Below are 15,567 nucleotides of genomic sequence, written 5' to 3'. Positions count from 1 at the left end.
CCACGTAATTTAAAAAATGTAAATATTTTGTTACATGTGACAGTTTAATGAAAAAAATGCACCCGTCAATAGCATTTTATCTTATATAGATATGAAAAAATGCCCTATATGAGGGCATTTTTTGGATCAGTACTGATCTGTTACGAGGACTAGAAGCGGTAGTTTGCACCTACAGTGTAGGTATTGTAGTCATCACCAAAGCCTAGACGGCCATCAACACTTAAATTAGTATTGATGAATTTCTTGGCTTTAATGCCCCATTGATCCTGATCAACAGATTTGTCTTTACTATAGTCGGCACCAAAACTTAAAGTTTTGTCAAAGTAATAGTCGCCACCGATATAGTACTGTTTGTTTTCATCATCACCAAAGACACCACGTGCTTCAACATTAATATCATTACCACCTATGTTGGTAACATATTTAGCCCGTAAGGTTGGATCAACGCCATCGCCGCCATGTTTGGTGTCATAGCCTTGTGCACCTACAGCAACTAGAAGTCCCGGTGCTGGTAAATAACCTACTTCTGCATTGTAATGCGTGGTTTTTGTATCAATATTGGCACGATCTATTTTATATTCACTACGTGAGATATTACCGCCAATATAGAAGTCAGAGTTTGGAACAAAATACTCTGCACCTACGCCATATTGAGAGTTTTTAGTGCCGTCATTATCACCGTAATCAATCGCAGCATTTACGTTACTAGAACGATTTAGAAATGCGGCTTCGGCAAGTGGAGAATCCTTGGTTTGTACTGGTTCAAAGTAATATTTACCATTGACACCAAATTGGCTGATACTGTCTCCACGATCTGGATCCAGATAGCTATAATTACCCCCAACTTCCGCTTGATACGCATTGGCATTGAGAGCCACAAAAGATGCTGTCGTCGCAATAAGTGCTGTAGCAAGTGTTAATTTTTTCATCATCATTCCTCCAAAGAAGAGATATCAAATTTTTTGTTACAATTTCAGTCTAGTTGAAAAATTCTCTACGTCAAATGCAGTTGGTAACTGCACTGTTAAACTGTGTGGTTCTTGTGAAGATTGGACAATTAACCATATGAAAAGTATATTGAAATATTAGTGTAATTTTTATTTACGTTATGTGTGCAAGTGTACGGGGAATAAATTTAGCACAAAAAACAGGCAAAAGTGTAATTTAAAATTATTTCTTGACATTGAAAATTTACATTTAAAAGCTATGTTAAACTAGGCAACTTTTAAAATGTTATTGTGTGAATTATGGAAATTAATCCTTTTGTATTACGTCTAAAAGATTTATCTGATCGGGGTGAAACACTTCGGGGGTATCTTTGACTACGATCTTAAAAAAGAACGTCTTGAAGAAGTTTTAAGAGAACTGGAAGATCCAGCCATCTGGAATGATCAAGCACGTGCGCAAGCCATTGCTAAAGAAAAGGGTGCATTGGAAAACAGTATAGGTGTGCTGGATCAGCTTGCCGAGCAATTGATAGATGCACAGGCGATGCTGGATCTGGCAGTTGAGGCAGACGAGGAAAGTCTGCTTGAAGATGTGACGTCGGAACTGGACACTGCTGAAGAAGCATTGGCCAAACTCGAATTCCATCGTATGTTTAATAATCCGATGGACCCTAATCCATGCTTTTTGGAGATTCAGTCCGGATCGGGTGGGACAGAGGCACAAGACTGGGCATCTATGCTATTGCGTATGTATTTACGCTGGATTGAACGCCATGGTTTTAAAGGCGAATTGATGGAAGTCTCGGATGGGGACGTGGCCGGTATTAAATCTGCGACGATTCGGGTTGATGGTGAGTTTGCCTTTGGCTGGTTACGTACCGAATCAGGGGTACATCGTCTGGTACGAAAATCACCCTTTGATAGTAATAACAACCGCCATACTTCATTTGCTGCGGTGTTCGTTTCACCTGAAATCGATGACAATATTGAAATTGACATCAATCCGTCTGATGTCCGTACTGATACCTATCGTGCTTCGGGTGCAGGTGGTCAGCATATTAACAAAACCGATTCTGCGGTACGTTTAACCCATATGCCGACAGGTATTGTGGTGGCTTGCCAGAACCAGCGCTCACAACATGCCAACCGTGATACAGCATGGAAACAGTTGCGTGCAAAATTGTATGAATTGGAAATGCAAAAACGGAATGAGGCAGCACAGGCACTGGAAGATTCCAAGTCGGATATTGGCTGGGGCAGCCAGATTCGTTCTTATGTACTGGACGATTCGCGTATTAAAGATTTACGTACCAATGTAGAAACCTCCAATACCAAAGCTGTTTTGGATGGCGATCTTGATAAATTTATCGAAGCCAGTTTAAAACAGGGTTTGTAATTTAATCGAAGGCTTATTCAATTTGATTGTTTGTATATCGTAAAAAATAGATTTAAATATCGAAAAAATACGATATATTGATGATGAACGTTGAATAAGGCTTCTTTATTTAAATGTGTGCCAGAAACTTATGGATACAGATGCGATTTTTAAGGCTTTAGCCAATCCTATGCGGCGGCAAATTCTGCAATGGTTAAAATCACCAGAGCAGTTTTTATCTGCCGATGAATGTGATGGATTTGCAAAAGGTGTCTGTGCCGGACAGATTGAAAAACTGGGGCAACTGTCCCAATCAACCATGTCTAATCATCTTTCGGTATTACAACAAGCTGGTTTGATTACTGTACAAAAACATGGGCAGTGGTCGTATTTCTCCCGTAATGAAGCCTTGATTCAGCAATACTTGGATGTGTTAAAAGATACTCTTTAAATAGGGTAAAGAGGTTGTGATGGCTGAATTATTGGATTCATTAAAACTGGGTGATCTTATCCTTAAAAATCGTTTGGTGCTGGCGCCTTTGACTCGTTCCAGATCGGGTGATATTCGTGTGCCAAATGATTTAAATGTTGAATATTATCAGCAACGTGCCAATGCAGGATTAATCCTGACCGAGGCTACCGTGATTAGTCCATCTGCCGTGGGTTATGCCAAAACCCCTGGATTATATAATCAGCAGCAAGTAGAAGGCTGGAAAAAAGTGGTAGATGCTGTACATCAACAAGATGCCAAAATTTTTGTCCAGCTTTGGCATGTCGGACGTATCTCTGATCCTGAGCTTCTGGATGGCGCAACACCTGTTTCTGCCAGTGCAATCAAAGCTGCTGGTTATGTTAGTTTGTTGCGACCAAAACGTGAATATGTTACGCCACGTGCATTAAGCATTGATGAGATTCAGGCAATCGTTGCAGACTATAAGCATGCCGCAGTATTGGCCAAAGAAGCCGGGTTTGATGGTGTAGAGTTACATGCAGCCAATGGTTATTTAATCGATCAATTTTTACAAACAAAAACCAATCATCGTGAAGATGAATATGGTGGTCCGGTTGAAAATCGTGCCAGATTATTGCTACAAGTCGTGGATGCATTTATTGAGGTTTGGGGCGCAGAGCGTGTCGGTGTGCATTTAGCACCGCGTAGAGATGCACATGATATGGGCGATGATGATCCACGTGGAACATTTGGTTATGTGGTAGAACAATTAAGCCAGCGTCATATTGCTTTTATTTTTGCACGTGAATATCAGGCAGATGACAGTTTAAGTCCATATTTACGTCCGAAATTCTCTGGTGTCTGGATTGCCAATGAAAATCTGACACCTGAAACTGCCAAGAAAATTCTGGCAGAAGGTAAAGCCGATGCTGTATCGTTTGGTAAAGTATATATTGCCAATCCGGATCTACTAGATCGCTTGGTAAAAAATGCGCCACTCAATGAGCTTAACCCTGAAACATTGTATGCAGATGGTGTAGAAGGTTATACCGATTATCCAACGCTATAATAATTGCTGATAGAAAACCAATTCTAGTATAGGATTGGTTTTTCACTGTTCTAATTTAATAATTTTTATAAATATTTTATATTAATAGGCTCTGTTTAATGCCTTATAAGCTTCGCCAATTAATGGCTTAAGTGCCTTTTCTAAATTTTCTATATATTGTAAATGCCATTTTATATATTGTTCCCAAGATTTATGATCATATCCATCTACAGCTATTGATAATTGAATACGTGAAGACTTTTTATCATCTAAACGTAACCACTCTAGAGGTTGTCCAAATGATGTTTCAATTTGCTGCTTATGATGGTTAAAAAAGTCGAATAGCAGTTTATTTTCTTCTGCATTTGAACGCCCCATAGCAAATTCAACTCTCAGCTCTTTTTGTAAAAAGAGTAATGTATATACGCATCCAGAAATACCTGAACCAGTATTGAGCCAATGATCACTTTTAGGGCTAATGTTGTTATATAAGCTATTATTAAATTTAGAAAAATACTTTAATAATAGTTCCCAGTATTGATATCTAATATCAGTTTTATCTGCTCGTTTGATTTTGACTGATACTTCCTCAGCATCTTTACGGTTTAAGCGAACCATATATTCAGAAGCTTCTGGAACAGGAATAATTTGCTGAATTTGAACTAATAGCTGTTCATGGAGTATATATGGTGAGACTTTGACACATTTAACATCAATACCACGCTCAATTAACCACAACGCAGTGCTTGTAACTTCTCTTCTAAACTCACCTGCTACTAAAATTATACGTTGGCTTTTCCCTAAATTAAGAGTTGTTATTTCTGTACCTATTTCTTGATTTTCCTCAAGAAATTTTTTAATAATTAACTTTGCTGTATGCTTTACCTGATCTAAATCATATGCATTATCATCAAGCTCTATATATTTAGGCTTATATTTAAGTAAGTATTTTGCAAAAACATCTTCAATATCATCAACAGTAAAAGGGGCAACATAAGAAGCATATTTTATAGCCTGCCAAACAGCATCACGACCACTCTCATCTCTTTTATTTTCAATAAGAACTAATCTGCCTTGTGTATCTAATGCTAATAAATCTAATCGTTCTCCTGTACCGTCAAATCCAGAAAATTCTTTTTGAATAATCAAAAGCTCTTCTCCCAACGCTTGAGGATGACTGACTAACCATTCTTGCAAATCATAACGTTCGGTTAATTGTTGTTCACTTAGTTTTGTTCCTCCAAGTGGCATTAATATTTTTTTATCTGTATTTACAGTGAATAAACTCATATTCCCTCTGTCTAAATGCATATCGCCTAATTGACTAAGATTAGTCTAAATACTTTTGTAATTTGATGCGATAAAAATATGAATCAGCATATTATGCAAAATAATTTTTATAAACTTGGGTCCCGTACTATAAAGAAAGATAGTATGTACTTTCTATCGATGAAAGCAAACTAAGTCACCATTTCTCAGTGTGAGTGTAATTTAATAATCAATCTTAGTCTCATGCTTTTTATAAGAAAAATAAATAATATATATAAATAACTTGAATATTTATTTATTTCATGTACGATGAACTTAACTAGAAAAAAAGACTTGTTTAGTAAATCTTCTATTAGTATCGCAGTTTTAGTCATAATCCTTCGTTTTTTAGATCTTAAGCACAATTCTTTATTATTTTCAAAGTTATATCTAGCCATCAAAAAAATGGCTAAACATTATTAAAAACCCAATAGGATATAGTATGTCTAATACAATTAACGGTACAGTAAAATGGTTTAACGAAGCGAAAGGTTTCGGTTTTATTCAACAAGAATCTGGTCCAGATGTGTTTGCCCATTTTAGCGAAATTTCAAACTCTGGTTTTAAAACCCTGTTTGAAGGTCAACAAGTGTCATTTAGTATTGCTCAAGGTCAAAAAGGCCCAAATGCAGTAAATATTGTTGCACTTTAATGTGTTACTAATAAAAAGCATTTTCTTGATCTGACTTCAATAGAGTTCGATTAAGCCGCTTTTAAAAACCGATTTCTGTATTGCAGGAATCGGTTTTTTATTTTTATCAAGAAAGTTATTTATCGATGCTATTTAAAAAAGGTCAATATTGACCTTTTTGTTTCTTGTTAAAATTAGTTTTTAGGTAAAGATTGGATAGCTGTTTTTAGCGTTTGAGCTGCTGATTCATTATAACTTGAGCAAATACCTGCTTTGAATTCCTGGGCATCATAATCTTCTTCATATTCATATAGTTCAGGAGTATCTAATTCTGCATAATATAAAGTACCATTGATCTCTACAACAATATCTTGATATCCATATTGATAATTGCCCTTGGCATCTGCAAGATATGCGACATTATATGTAGCCCATTTTTCTTCAACGATGTTTGAATCCGCATTTTTTTGTTTTTCTATCCATTGATTATAGGTTTGGCCGACCGTTGAGTCACCGTCAAAACTTAAGGTATCTTGACTAAATTTATGCGTAAGATATTGATAGCAAATTGCTTTATCTGCAAAAGTATTACCAAGCTGAGAGAAATCCTGTTTAAGTTTTATAAAACCTGAATCATTAAGCGTAGAATCGTCAAAAGTATAAAACAATTCGTTGATGACTTCGGGAGTTACGACTTTTTTATTTGATAAATCAATTGTTTTATAGGTAATTGTTTGTGTTAAATCCTGATCACTATTACCATAACTAAGCGTAAGGGTTGGATTGCTATTTTTAATCACAGAATATGAATGAAGGCCATCTTTCGCTTGATATAATTTATCTTTTGTTAAAATATATTCGTATTCTCCCCACCATGTAACAGGGAGAGCTCCTATTTGTTGAAAAATAGTGTCAGCTTTACTTGATAGAAGACTATTTGCTAAAAACCATTGATTTTCTAAAATAGAATAAATGTATTTTTTACCAACATAAGCTGGTTGAATATCAAACTCTGAAAAAGGAAAGCTCAATGCATTTGTTATTTCTGAATCGGTAGAACCACCAGTATTAGTATTAGAGTTATTATTACCTGATGAATTATTACTATTGTCAGTATTTTCCGTATTGGTAGATGTAGAGTCATTACTGTTGTTGGAACCACTTCCCCCACATGCACTTAGCATTAAAGCTGTAATGATTGAAAATGATAAAGTTTTTAAAGCCGTTTTGTTGATCATAATCTATTTTCCTTAAATAAGATTTTATTGTGGAGGAATCTTATATTTTTGTGACAAAATATGCAAATTATTTATATAAATGTGATTTATTTAAAATTAATTGGTGTGGCTTTATTCTATCTCTGAAGATATTTGCCTAAACTGACCATGTGTTATACTTTTTTATAGTAAAAATAAACAGGTATCTGCCTTGTCTTCTCCGCTTTGGTACAATTTTTTATTGACCCTGATCAAACCTTTATATCGTTTGCGTGTAAAACAACGCTTTGGTCATTTGCCTGATTATCAACAGGAAATTGATGAGCGGTTTGGGCATTTCCAGCCCGTTAAAAATAAAAATACCCTCTGGTTTCATGCGGTTTCTGTGGGTGAAACCAATGCGGCACAGCCCTTGATTGAGCATTATTTAAAACAAGGCCAAGCTGTTCTGGTCACGAATACCACAAGGACAGGACAGGCACGAGCGAAATCTCTATTTGCAAAAAAATATCCAGATTTATTTCAGGCAGTATTCTTACCCATTGATCAGAAAGCATTGATTGAAGTGTTTATTCAACTCAATCAACCGCGTATTTTACTGCTGATGGAAACCGAACTTTGGCCAAATTTACTCGAATGTGTACATCAACAGGGCATTCCACAATTGTTATTGAATGCCAGGTTATCGGAAAAATCTGCCAAAGGGTACGCCAGATTTCGGCGTTTAACTGTTCCGATGTTGCAGCAACTGAATTGGATTGCGGCACAGGATCAGGCAACTTTTGATCGATTTCATCATCTGGGGAAATCCCAAAAAGAAATGAGTGTGGTGGGTAATGTGAAATTTGATATTACTGCACCTGAACATTTTGTTCAGCAAGCCAGCCAGTTGCGACAAGACTGGCAATTACAACAACGAAAAATTATGGTGCTGGCCAGTACACATGCGCCAGAAGAACAACAAATTCTAGCGGCGTTGGCACCTACATTATCAAAGGATAAAAATCTTTTATGTATTGTCGTGCCGCGTCATCCGGAACGATTTGATGAGGTTTTTCAGTCAATTCAGAAACTTGCTTTAATCGGGCAACGACGTAGTTTGGGACAGGCAATTACAGTGGATACACAGGTCTATCTTGCCGATTCGATGGGAGAATTATGGTTATGGTATGCTTTGGCACAGGTGGCTTATGTCGGCGGTTCATTGAATGAACCGGGTGGGGGGCATAATATTCTGGAACCCATCGCTTTAAATGTTGTCACAGTTCTGGGGAAAAACTATTTTAATTTTCAGAATATTGTCGATGAGTTTGTACAACATGGAGCAGTTGAAATCGTTCAGAATGCGAATGATGCTGCACAGACTTTACTGGATTTACTGGATAATCAGGCACAACGACAAGAGATGAATCAACAGGCCCAACAGATTTTAACTGCCAATCAAGGTGCCGTAGCTCGGCATATTTCTCTCATTGACCGATTTTTAGCACAATGAATATTATCTTGCTTCCAGCCCAGCACAATGATGAATACTGGCAGATTCATGATCCCCGTCAATTGGCACATTTAAAGCAATATTTAAATGTACAGGTTGGCGATCAGCTCAAAGTTGGGCTATTAAATCAGGCGAGATATTTAACTGAAGTTGTTGAAATAACAGAAAAAGAAGTCAGAATAAAACCTCTTGTTCAGCAGCCTGTACCTGCCAAATTCCCAGTGACTTTGATTGTTGCCTTACCCCGACCCAAAGTATTACGCCGTTTGGTGATGGACAGTGTGAGCTTGGGTGTGGACAAGTTAGTACTTATCCACAGTTATCGTGTGGATAAGAGTTATTGGCAAACGCCTTTCCTGACAAAACTTGATGAATATGTACAATTGGGACTAGAGCAAGCAGGTGATGTGTTTACTCCAGAGATTGTGCTGGAAAAGCGCTTTAAACCTTTTGTTGAAGATCGGTTGGCGATCTGGAGTAAAGATCGGCCAACATTTGTCGGTCATCCTTATTCCGAACAGCGCATGCCGATGGCATTTAATCAGCCTTGTCAGGTGGTGATCGGACCCGAAGGTGGTTTTATTCCTTATGAAATTGATTTAATGCAAAAAAATGGTTGCCAAAGCATGAGTTTAGGCAACCGGATTTTAAGAACAGAAACAGCCGTCGCTACAATTTTAGCCAGACTTTTCAGTTGATGGATGATCTTCTACTTTTGTAGGAACTTTGACAATATTGACATCCTGAATGGGATAGGGAATTGAAATACCTTCCTGATCAAACGTATTTTTCACCGCAGTTTGAATTTCACTGATGGAATTACCTGTGCTGGTACAGCCAATATCAATCCACCACTGTACTGTAATATTCACCGAGAAATCCGCTAGTGTGGTTACTTGTATGGTAAAGGCAGGTTCTGATAATACGTTACGATTGTGGTCAAGCACTTTCCTGATCACATCTGTAGCTTTTTCGATGTTATCTTCATAGCCGATACCGACCACAAATTCACAGCGGCGGCGCTGGTACGCGGTATTGACAATAATGGCACTGGTATAAACGGTCGCATTGGGAATCACAATCCGGCGGCCATCAGCGGAACGTAAAAAAGTTGCCCGGATTTGGATATCTTCAACGGTACCTTCCATGCTATTCACCACAATGGTATCACCGATACGGAATGGCTCTCCCAGCAGGATTAATACACCGGATAATAAATTTTGAAAAATATCTTTAAAGGCAAAACCAATTGCAACCGAACCAATCCCCAATGCGCTGATCAGTTGTCCAGGTGAAAAACCGGGAATGATGATGACTAGAGCAATTAAAAAACCAAAAAATAGAATAAAGGTACTGCCGACACGATTAAGTACTAGCACCAAATTTTGTCTGGTATAGGAACGATTGAGCAAGGCTTTGCCAATAAAGATTTTAAAAACTTTTGCCAGTAACCAAAAAATCAGAAAAACCACAAAACCAATAATGAGATAAGGGACACGCTCCCAGAATCCTTCAATGATTTTATTCATGGTCATATAGGCATCACTGTATTTTTGTGATTGTTCGATCACCGATGCAGTGGTTTTTTGTCCAGCTTCCTGCAAAAACTGTGTGGTTTGAGTTGTGACATCTTTTAAATGTTCAGTTGTCTGGTTACTCACTATCAATTTGCCTAATTCAGTCAACGATAAAGGGATATTGTGCCCGAATTTTTTTTAAAAGATAAGTTGTTTATTTGCTGTAAATTTTCATTGCCTCGTCATAATTTTGTATCAAAAGCGATCATACAAACCAGCTTCAAACAAAAGCTGGTCTGACGAGATATTTATAATGAGAACGAAGCGTGTTTTATTAGACGGTATTGAGTGAATCTGGGCCAGGAATCGTTGCAGGATCAAATTGATTCATCAACACACCAAAGATGGCACCATAAAACAGGATACCCAGAATAATAAAGGCCACATAAATCCAGCCTAGTGCAACTTCCCAGCTTTTGGACGGACGTATCGGACCAAAGCGGTTGGGACCTTTGGTGCCCGGTACAAAAATCAGGAACAGATATAAGATGACATTGACCACCGGAATCAAGAGTAAAAGACTGACCCAACCTGTGACATTGACATCATGTAAGCGACGGATCGCAAATACAAATGCAAAATAAAGAGAAAGAATCCCGATAATGATTAAACCGATATAAAAAATACCGAAGGAAGCAAAACCTGCACTTTCCAATGCATTGGCATTACTGGTTGCGCTGAGGAAAATGGCCATTCCACCACCAGTAATCAGTGAGAAAGCGACCATAACGGCTGTAACTACGATGGAGTAAAGAAAAGTCCAGCCAAGATAACTCAAACGGTTAAAACGTCCATTGGGAGATAACGGTTTGTCGATAAGGTCTTGAAACGGCGGTGTTACTTGTGTGGTTGTTTGCATGAAATCACCCTGTCTATTTATAGTTAATCAGTACAAAATTGTTATTGGTGTAGCAGATCAATTCAATCATTACAACGATTGCAAATCAGCAATGATCTGAATAATTGTAGCGATAATAACCAGAAAATACATTAACTTGATGATATAAAATGTAAACTTTATGAAGATTGTTGCATTTGCAGTCTCAAGGGTGGATCTGAAAAAAATGTTTGATTTTGCTATCGTTCCTTGCATAAAAATGGCCGAAATGGTTTGATCATAATAAGACCAAAGCATGATTGTCTGTCTTTTCAAAGCTCGGTATTACTAGAGAAGAAAGATATGGACATGCAAAAAATGAGAGAGTTCTCGTGATGAGATAAATACCAAGTCAAGCTAAGGAATAAGCATTATGAAAGACATTTATCCAGTACCTGAAAAATTTGCCGAAACTGCACGTACAACACGCCCCGAATATGAAGCGCGTTATCGTGAATCCATCGAGAACCCAGACGCATTTTGGACTGAACAAGCACGAATAGTCGATTGGATCACACCTTTTAGCCAAGTCAAAAATACCAGTTTTGATCGGGAAAATTTTAAAATTGAATGGTTTGCCGATGGCCAATTGAATGTTTCGGCCAATTGTCTGGACCGTCATCTAAAAGAACATCCGCATAAACCAGCAATTATCTGGGAAGGTGACCATCCATCACGACACAAGATAGTTTCGTTTAAGGAATTACATGATGAAGTCTGTCGTTTTGCCAATGTATTAAAGAAATATGGGATTCAAAAAGGTGATCGTGTCGTTCTATATATGCCAATGGTGACTGAGGCAGCAGTGGCAATGTTGGCCTGTACTCGGATTGGTGCTGTGCATTGCGTTGTCTTTGGTGGTTTTTCACCAGATTCTCTGGCCAGTCGTATTGAAGATTCACAAGCAAAACTGGTGATTACTGCCGACTCCAGCATGCGCGGTGGTAAGCTTTTACCGTTAAAAGAAAATGTTGATCAGGCTCTATCCCTGCCCGGTACAGAAAGTGTGGAAAATGTCATTGTGGTTTATCGCAATGCCAATACAGTTAATATGCAGCTGGGGCGTGATCTGTGGTATCACCTGGTGATTATGGAAGTCAATGGGATTTGTCCGCCAGAGCCGATGAATGCCGAAGATCCCTTATTTATTCTCTATACTTCAGGCTCCACAGGTAAGCCCAAAGGTGTATTGCATACCACTGGCGGTTATCTGGTCTATGCTGCCAGTACATTTAAGGAAGTATTCGATATCAAACAAGATGATGTGTACTGGTGTACAGCCGACATTGGCTGGATTACCGGACATTCCTATTTGATCTATGGACCGCTAGCCAATGGTACCACCACATTAATGTTTGAAGGTATTCCGCAATATCCAACTTGGGCACGTTTGGGACATGTCGTGGATAAACATAAAGTGTCGATTCTTTATACTGCACCGACAGCAATTCGTGCCATGATGCGTGAAGGTGATGCCTACGTTCGGGAAAGTGATCGAAGTAGTTTACGTTTGCTGGGTACTGTTGGTGAACCGATTAATCCTGAAGCATGGAATTGGTATTATGAAGTTGTTGGTGAAGGACGTTGTCCAATTGTGGATACTTGGTGGCAAACTGAAACTGGCGGCATCTTAATTTCTCCTTTGCCCGGTGCAACCGATCTAAAACCGGGTTCTGCCACCAAACCTTTATTTGGGATTCAGCCAGCACTGGTTGATGGTGAAGGTCAAGTACTTGAAGGTGCAACCGAAGGTAATCTGGTCATTCAGGATTCATGGCCGGGTCAGATGCGTGATATTTGGGGGGATCATGCTCGTTTTATCGAGGCTTATTTTTCGACCTTCCCCGGTAATTATTTTACTGGAGATGGTGCACGTCGGGACGAAGACGGATATTACTGGATTACCGGACGTGTTGATGATGTCTTAAATGTCTCAGGGCATCGGTTGGGAACAGCCGAAATTGAAAGTGCGCTGGTACTGCATGAAAAAGTTGCCGAAGCTGCTGTGGTCGGCATGCCACACGAGATTAAAGGACAGGGCATTTGTACATTTGTGACCTTACAGGCTGGTGTTGAAGAAAGTGAAGAATTACGTCAGGAACTGATTCAATGGGTACGTAAAGTACTTGGACCGGTTGCCAGCCCCGATGCGTTGCATTGGGCACCGGCATTGCCAAAGACCCGCTCAGGCAAAATCATGCGACGTATTTTACGTAAAATCGTTGCCAATGAACTAGATAGTTTAGGAGATACGTCAACGCTGGCAGAACCGCAAGTGGTTGAGCAATTGATTGTTACGGTACAGGGCAAATCCTGATTAATCTGCTTGAGGTTAATAAAAATATGGTGTTGCAAAGTCACATTGCTTTGCAACACAGTTCATATTTATTGATGATGACGTATTTTTGTTTCTTATAGATTTATATCGAACGACTTTTCTTATTATAAAAAATGATTATTGAGAATGAGAATATTGTTTATAAATTGCTAATATTTTTTCTTGGCTTAACATTTTTACGCTGTCTTAAATTTTAAATAAGGCTATTTTTTCTGTAATAAATTATTAATGTCTTAAATGAACTGTGATTTACTTAACATTTTTATTTTATTAAATCTATGTGAGTCACATATGTTTGATTTAAATCATTAATTTAAAGCTATTGCTAAATGTTATTTTTTGTTTATATTTATTTTTATAGAAAAAATTGAGAAATATACAAAATTGTTTACCTATAAAGATGTTGTGGAAATAGATCGCTTAAATGTAGAGATTCATCATAAAAAGATACTGCGCTCTATAAATTTACATGTGCCTAATCAAGGGATTACAGTAATACTCGGGCCATCTGGCACAGGAAAATCGACATTATTAAGAACACTTGCTGGTCTAAATGAGAATAATTCTGATATAAAAATATCAGGACATATTTATTATAAAGGTCAAGCTATTTTAAATCAGCCGGAAAAGCCTGCTTTAGTGACACAAAAGCTTGAGCATATGTCTAATACCGTGCGGGAAAATATATTATCTAGTCTCAAAAATCGCTCTTCCATTATGTTGTGTGATCAGAAAAATGTTATTAAAACGATTTGTGATCAGTATCACCAAAACTGGATTATGGATTATTTAGATAAACCAGTTATATATTTATCCCGTTATCAGCAGCGTATATTATCCATTATACGTGCAGTATTATCTCAACCTGCCTTATTGATGTTGGACGAACCTACAGTGGGGCTGGAAAGTGAAGAGGCGCTAGACCTCATCAAATTAATCAAAAAAATTGCCGAACAGACGCCAATTCTGATGATTTCTCATCATATTGCACAAACTAAAACCGTGGCGGATACCGTTGTGCTGATTGCGAATGGTACTGTACAGGAATGCAATGCTGTAGAGGCATTTTTTAATTCGCCTCAGGCCGAGATCACCAAACATTATTTAAGAACTGGATCCTGTCCGGAACTCTCATCGGAACAGCTTGATTTGATAGAGCAAAGCGATACGCAATCGATAACTATATCATCGGCTCTAGATGGATCACTACAATCATCAGCGCAAGAGATTCACACTATACCGCCTATACAGTCTACTGCTTCATCTGCTATGGCATCGCATGATACAGGTGCACAGCTTATACAGAACAATATTTTTCATCATGATTTTAATGCAAAAAGCCATGTGCTGGGGCCTCGCGGATTTGTCTGGCTGATTCGTGGCAGATTAGCCGGGACACCTTATCCTGGTATCTCAGGTGATATGCAGCGTGATCTGGCACTCCTTCAGGATGTAGGTATTACCGACCTGATTTCATTAACGGAAGATACCTTTGATGTAGCGCTGGCACAGCCATTTGCAATTCAGGTGTCACATTTTCCGATTGTGGATATGCAGGTACCTTCAATTCAGGATGCCTATCGGCTGTGTAGGGTGTTGGATGAAAAAATTAGTGCGGGGCGGGTTATCGCAATGCATTGTAAAGCTGGTCTAGGCAGAACCGGCACGATGCTAGCCATATACGATTTGTGGTTGGGAAAGGGGAAAAGAACGGCAACAGAAGCAATCGCGAATGTCCGATCTTTGAATGGACTAATGATTCAGTCGGATGTTCAAACTGAATTTTTAGATCTGTTTGGTATTGAGTTAAGAAAGTTATTTTTTAAAGTTGAGGAAAAGTTTTATGTCAATGTTAGATGATGCATTACAACGTGCAATGTCGGGGATTCCAGACTGTTTGGCAGCTGGATTTGTTGATCTTAATTCGGGGATGATTTTAAGTATCAAAACCGTGGATTCACATCCATCCGACGTATTTGATTTTTTGGCTGCGGCAACAGCTGATTTGTTTCAGGGGCCAAATGTCGTTTCGATTGAAAATATTTTCAAAAAAGCCAGAGGGTTGCCAGAAGAGGAAGAACATCATTATTTTCAGGAAATTATTGTGAATAGTGAAAATCTGATCCATGTTTTTATCCGAACTAAAAAACAGCAACAAGTGGTTTGCTTCGTTTGTCGTAAAGGTGCAAACCTGGGAATGGTGCTTACCAAGGCGCGTATTGGATTGCCAGCCATTGAGCAAGCTTTTTATTTATAATGGGTTTGTGATTGTAATGGTTATTTACGTTATATTCCGAAGAGGT

The 15,567-nt window shown here is 38.4% G+C and carries 14 protein-coding genes; 9 read left to right on the top strand and 5 right to left on the bottom strand.

What is annotated here, in order from left to right; all coding sequences use genetic code 11:
- Positions 1-149: 149 nt before the first annotated feature.
- Positions 150-929: a putative porin gene (locus CAP51_RS08800; RefSeq protein WP_087620353.1), complete on the bottom strand. Its 780-nt coding sequence runs from the start codon at positions 927-929 to the stop codon at positions 150-152.
- Positions 930-1,247: 318 nt separating this feature from the next.
- Here CAP51_RS08800 and prfB point away from each other — a divergent pair.
- The 3 genes from prfB (at position 1,248) to CAP51_RS08785 (ending at position 3,842) form a co-directional block, all read left to right on the top strand.
- A protein-coding gene (prfB, locus tag CAP51_RS08795; RefSeq protein ID WP_140404421.1) for a peptide chain release factor 2 occupies positions 1,248-2,343 on the top strand; the annotation gives its coding sequence in 2 pieces (ribosomal slippage) (positions 1,248-1,319 and positions 1,321-2,343; 1,095 coding nt in all).
- 130 nt (positions 2,344-2,473) lie between these two features.
- Positions 2,474-2,773, top strand: coding sequence for an ArsR/SmtB family transcription factor (locus tag CAP51_RS08790; protein WP_087620351.1), 300 nt, complete (start codon positions 2,474-2,476; stop codon positions 2,771-2,773).
- Between the two features lie 19 nt (positions 2,774-2,792).
- Entirely contained in the window at positions 2,793-3,842 is a 1,050-nt protein-coding gene (locus CAP51_RS08785) for an alkene reductase (RefSeq protein WP_087620350.1), read from the top strand.
- An 81-nt stretch (positions 3,843-3,923) separates the two neighbouring features.
- On the opposite strand, the gene CAP51_RS08780 is transcribed toward CAP51_RS08785, so the two are convergent.
- Entirely contained in the window at positions 3,924-5,111 is a 1,188-nt protein-coding gene (locus CAP51_RS08780; RefSeq protein ID WP_087620446.1) for a DUF4268 domain-containing protein, read from the bottom strand.
- Positions 5,112-5,571: 460 nt separating this feature from the next.
- Between CAP51_RS08780 and CAP51_RS08775 the strand changes: the two genes are divergently transcribed.
- Positions 5,572-5,781, top strand: coding sequence for a cold-shock protein (locus CAP51_RS08775; protein ID WP_087620349.1), 210 nt, complete (start codon positions 5,572-5,574; stop codon positions 5,779-5,781).
- A gap of 173 nt (positions 5,782-5,954) precedes the next feature.
- On the opposite strand, the gene CAP51_RS08770 is transcribed toward CAP51_RS08775, so the two are convergent.
- A complete protein-coding gene (locus tag CAP51_RS08770) occupies positions 5,955-6,998 on the bottom strand; it encodes a hypothetical protein (RefSeq protein ID WP_087620348.1) in 1,044 nt (347 codons plus the stop codon).
- Between the two features lie 190 nt (positions 6,999-7,188).
- On the opposite strand from CAP51_RS08770, the gene CAP51_RS08765 reads away from it, so the two are divergent.
- Together CAP51_RS08765 and CAP51_RS08760 are read left to right on the top strand one after the other, a co-directional pair.
- Positions 7,189-8,472 carry a 3-deoxy-D-manno-octulosonic acid transferase gene (locus CAP51_RS08765; RefSeq protein ID WP_087620347.1) on the top strand — a complete coding sequence of 428 codons (1,284 nt, stop codon included), beginning with the start codon at positions 7,189-7,191 and terminating at the stop codon, positions 8,470-8,472.
- On the top strand, positions 8,469-9,170 hold the full coding sequence (locus CAP51_RS08760) for a 16S rRNA (uracil(1498)-N(3))-methyltransferase (RefSeq protein ID WP_087620346.1): 702 nt from the start codon (positions 8,469-8,471) through the stop codon (positions 9,168-9,170). Before CAP51_RS08765 ends, CAP51_RS08760 begins: the two co-directional genes overlap by 4 nt.
- Here CAP51_RS08760 and CAP51_RS08755 read toward each other — a convergent pair.
- Positions 9,150-10,136: a mechanosensitive ion channel family protein gene (locus CAP51_RS08755; protein WP_245809112.1), complete on the bottom strand. Its 987-nt coding sequence runs from the start codon at positions 10,134-10,136 to the stop codon at positions 9,150-9,152. The genes CAP51_RS08760 and CAP51_RS08755 overlap by 21 nt on opposite strands.
- Before the next feature lie 187 nt (positions 10,137-10,323).
- Positions 10,324-10,908 carry a DUF805 domain-containing protein gene (locus tag CAP51_RS08750; RefSeq protein WP_087620345.1) on the bottom strand — a complete coding sequence of 195 codons (585 nt, stop codon included), beginning with the start codon at positions 10,906-10,908 and terminating at the stop codon, positions 10,324-10,326.
- Between the two features lie 391 nt (positions 10,909-11,299).
- Here CAP51_RS08750 and acs point away from each other — a divergent pair, with 391 nt between their 5' ends.
- From acs to CAP51_RS08730, 3 genes are all read left to right on the top strand, one after another.
- Positions 11,300-13,243: an acetate--CoA ligase gene (acs, locus tag CAP51_RS08740; protein WP_087620343.1), complete on the top strand. Its 1,944-nt coding sequence runs from the start codon at positions 11,300-11,302 to the stop codon at positions 13,241-13,243.
- Between the two features lie 405 nt (positions 13,244-13,648).
- Positions 13,649-15,124, top strand: a complete 1,476-nt coding sequence (locus CAP51_RS08735; protein WP_140404420.1) for an ATP-binding cassette domain-containing protein — start codon at positions 13,649-13,651, stop codon at positions 15,122-15,124.
- Positions 15,108-15,521, top strand: coding sequence for a hypothetical protein (locus CAP51_RS08730; protein ID WP_245809109.1), 414 nt, complete (start codon positions 15,108-15,110; stop codon positions 15,519-15,521). The genes CAP51_RS08735 and CAP51_RS08730 overlap by 17 nt, the downstream gene beginning before the upstream one ends.
- The last annotated feature ends 46 nt before the right edge of the window (positions 15,522-15,567 follow it).

It is taken from the genome of Acinetobacter populi (genome assembly GCF_002174125.1).
Classification (GTDB): Bacteria; Pseudomonadota; Gammaproteobacteria; order Pseudomonadales; family Moraxellaceae; genus Acinetobacter; species Acinetobacter populi.
Note: the sequence above shows the minus strand (reverse complement) of the source record. Positions and strands in the feature narration are given on the sequence as shown.

Excerpts from the sequence above, each read along its gene's own strand:
- CAP51_RS08775 (WP_087620349.1), top strand. The coding sequence starts at position 5,572 with ATGTCTAATACAATTAACGGTACAGTAAAATGGTTTAACGAAGCGAAA.
- CAP51_RS08800 (WP_087620353.1), bottom strand. The coding sequence starts at position 929 with ATGAAAAAATTAACACTTGCTACAGCACTTATTGCGACGACAGCATCT.
- acs (WP_087620343.1), top strand. The coding sequence starts at position 11,300 with ATGAAAGACATTTATCCAGTACCTGAAAAATTTGCCGAAACTGCACGT.
- CAP51_RS08785 (WP_087620350.1), top strand. The coding sequence starts at position 2,793 with ATGGCTGAATTATTGGATTCATTAAAACTGGGTGATCTTATCCTTAAA.
- CAP51_RS08760 (WP_087620346.1), top strand. The coding sequence starts at position 8,469 with ATGAATATTATCTTGCTTCCAGCCCAGCACAATGATGAATACTGGCAG.
- CAP51_RS08750 (WP_087620345.1), bottom strand. The coding sequence starts at position 10,908 with ATGCAAACAACCACACAAGTAACACCGCCGTTTCAAGACCTTATCGAC.
- CAP51_RS08730 (WP_245809109.1), top strand. The coding sequence starts at position 15,108 with ATGTCAATGTTAGATGATGCATTACAACGTGCAATGTCGGGGATTCCA.
- CAP51_RS08780 (WP_087620446.1), bottom strand. The coding sequence starts at position 5,111 with ATGAGTTTATTCACTGTAAATACAGATAAAAAAATATTAATGCCACTT.
- CAP51_RS08770 (WP_087620348.1), bottom strand. The coding sequence starts at position 6,998 with ATGATCAACAAAACGGCTTTAAAAACTTTATCATTTTCAATCATTACA.
- CAP51_RS08790 (WP_087620351.1), top strand. The coding sequence starts at position 2,474 with ATGGATACAGATGCGATTTTTAAGGCTTTAGCCAATCCTATGCGGCGG.